Origin of the sequence: Phyllobacterium sp. YR620 (genome assembly GCF_900104165.1) — a bacterium.
In the GTDB taxonomy this organism is placed as follows: Bacteria; Pseudomonadota; Alphaproteobacteria; order Rhizobiales; family Rhizobiaceae; genus Phyllobacterium; species Phyllobacterium pellucidum.
This window is the reverse complement of the sequence record NZ_FNJP01000010.1, coordinates 1-2,500: the sequence shown is the minus strand read 5'-3', so window position 1 is coordinate 2,500 and position 2,500 is coordinate 1. Positions and strand designations below refer to the sequence as shown.

Genomic DNA, 2,500 nt, shown 5'->3' with positions numbered 1-2,500 from the left:
CAAACTCGGAGATAGCTGGTTCTCCGCGAAATCTATTTAGGTAGAGCGTCGATTTTATACTTCCGGGGGTAGAGCACTGGATGGGCTAGGGGATCTCACCGATTTACCAAACCTAACCAAACTCCGAATACCGGAAAGTACTGATCGGCAGACACACGGCGGGTGCTAACGTCCGTCGTGAAGAGGGCAACAACCCTGACCACCATCTAAGGTCCCTAAGTTATGGCTAAGTGGGAAAGGATGTGAGGATCCCAAAACAACCAGGATGTTGGCTTAGAAGCAGCCATCATTTAAAGAAAGCGTAACAGCTCACTGGTCTAAATAAGGGTCTTTGCGCCGAAAATGTACCGGGGCTCAAGCCATACACCGAAGCTGTGGATTTGCCTGGCAACAGGCAAGTGGTAGCGGAGCGTTCCGTAAGCCGTTGAAGCCGGACCCGTGAGGGCTGGTGGAGGTATCGGAAGTGAGAATGCTGACATGAGTAACGATAAAGGGAGTGAGAGACTCCCTCGCCGAAAGTCCAAGGGTTCCTGCTTAAAGTTAATCTGAGCAGGGTTAGCCGGCCCCTAAGGCGAGGCCGAAAGGCGTAGTCGATGGGAACCACGTTAATATTCGTGGGCCTGCGGGTAGTGACGGATCGCGTATGTTGTTCCTCCTTATTGGATTGGAGGGGCTTCGAAGCGGTTCCAGGAAATAGCTCCCGCGTATAGACCGTACCCGAAACCGACACTGGTGGACTGGTAGAGAATACCAAGGCGCTTGAGAGAACTGCGTTGAAGGAACTCGGCAAATTGCACGCGTAACTTCGGAAGAAGCGTGACCCTTTTTTACGCAAGTAGAAGGGGGTGGCACAGACCAGGGGGTAGCGACTGTTTACCAAAAACACAGGGCTCTGCGAAGCCGTAAGGCGACGTATAGGGTCTGACGCCTGCCCGGTGCTGGAAGGTTAAGAGGAGAGGTGCAAGCTTTGAATCGAAGCCCCAGTAAACGGCGGCCGTAACTATAACGGTCCTAAGGTAGCGAAATTCCTTGTCGGGTAAGTTCCGACCTGCACGAATGGCGTAACGACTTCCCCGCTGTCTCCAACGCAGACTCAGTGAAATTGAATTCCCCGTGAAGATGCGGGGTTCCTGCGGTTAGACGGAAAGACCCCGTGCACCTTTACTATAGCTTTACACTGGCATTCGTGTCGGCATGTGTAGGATAGGTGGTAGACTTTGAAGCCGTGGCGCCAGCCATGGTGGAGTCACCCTTGAAATACCACCCTTATCGTCATGGATGTCTAACTGCGGCCCGTTATCCGGGTCCAGGACAGTGTATGGTGGGTAGTTTGACTGGGGCGGTCGCCTCCTAAAGAGTAACGGAGGCGCGCGATGGTGGGCTCAGACCGGTCGGAAATCGGTCGTCGAGTGCAATGGCATAAGCCCGCCTGACTGCGAGACTGACAAGTCGAGCAGAGACGAAAGTCGGTCATAGTGATCCGGTGGTCCCGCGTGGAAGGGCCATCGCTCAACGGATAAAAGGTACGCCGGGGATAACAGGCTGATGACCCCCAAGAGTCCATATCGACGGGGTTGTTTGGCACCTCGATGTCGACTCATCGCATCCTGGGGCTGGAGCAGGTCCCAAGGGTATGGCTGTTCGCCATTTAAAGCGGTACGTGAGTTGGGTTCAGAACGTCGTGAGACAGTTCGGTCCCTATCTGCCGTGGGTGTAGGAATATTGACAGGATCTGTCCCTAGTACGAGAGGACCGGGATGGACGTATCTCTGGTGGACCTGTTGTGGCGCCAGCCGCATAGCAGGGTAGCTATATACGGACGGGATAACCGCTGAAGGCATCTAAGCGGGAAACCCACCTGAAAACGAGTATTCCCTATCAGAGCCGTGGAAGACCACCACGTTGATAGGCCGGGTGTGGAAGTGCGGCAACGCATGAAGCTTACCGGTACTAATAGCTCGATCGACTTGATCATTCTCATTACAAATATCCATCCAAAACGCCGCAAAAGGCGTCAAAAGGTGAATAGTAAGTCGTCAGTAGCAAAGTAGTGTCTTCACTACTCACTACTCACCTCCCCAAAACCCAGCTTCTCATTTGCTTGTTGCGCTTTGCTGACCTGGTGGTTACAGCGGGGTGGCCGCACCCGATCCCATTCCGAACTCGGCCGTGAAACGCCCCTGCGCCAATGGTACTTCGTCTCAAGACGCGGGAGAGTAGGTCGCTGCCAGGTCTGCCAAACGCAACAAACAAAGCTTCTCGAAAAACACACAACAACAAAACAAGCGCAGCACCAAACGGCCCTTTCCATGCAAGCGCAAGCCCGCGCAACAAAGGAAAGCGCAAGCGCATACCGCACACAATTGACGCGGGGTGGAGCAGCCCGGTAGCTCGTCAGGCTCATAACCTGAAGGTCACAGGTTCAAATCCTGTCCCCGCAACCAACATCACAACAAAACAACCCACACAAAAGCCCGGCATCCCCGGGCTTTCCTGCGTT

1 tRNA gene and 2 rRNA genes (1 of these 3 cut by a window edge) are annotated in these 2,500 nt (G+C 54.1%); all 3 read left to right on the top strand.

Annotation, left to right across the window (positions count from 1 at the left end):
- Positions 1–1,975, top strand: a 23S ribosomal RNA gene (locus BLR72_RS22115) (it extends 916 nt beyond the left edge of the window).
- Positions 1,976–2,118: 143 nt separating this feature from the next.
- A 5S ribosomal RNA gene (gene rrf / locus BLR72_RS22110) occupies positions 2,119–2,233 on the top strand.
- Between the two features lie 134 nt (positions 2,234–2,367).
- Positions 2,368–2,444 (top strand) — tRNA-Met (locus BLR72_RS22105).
- Positions 2,445–2,500 lie beyond the last annotated feature (56 nt).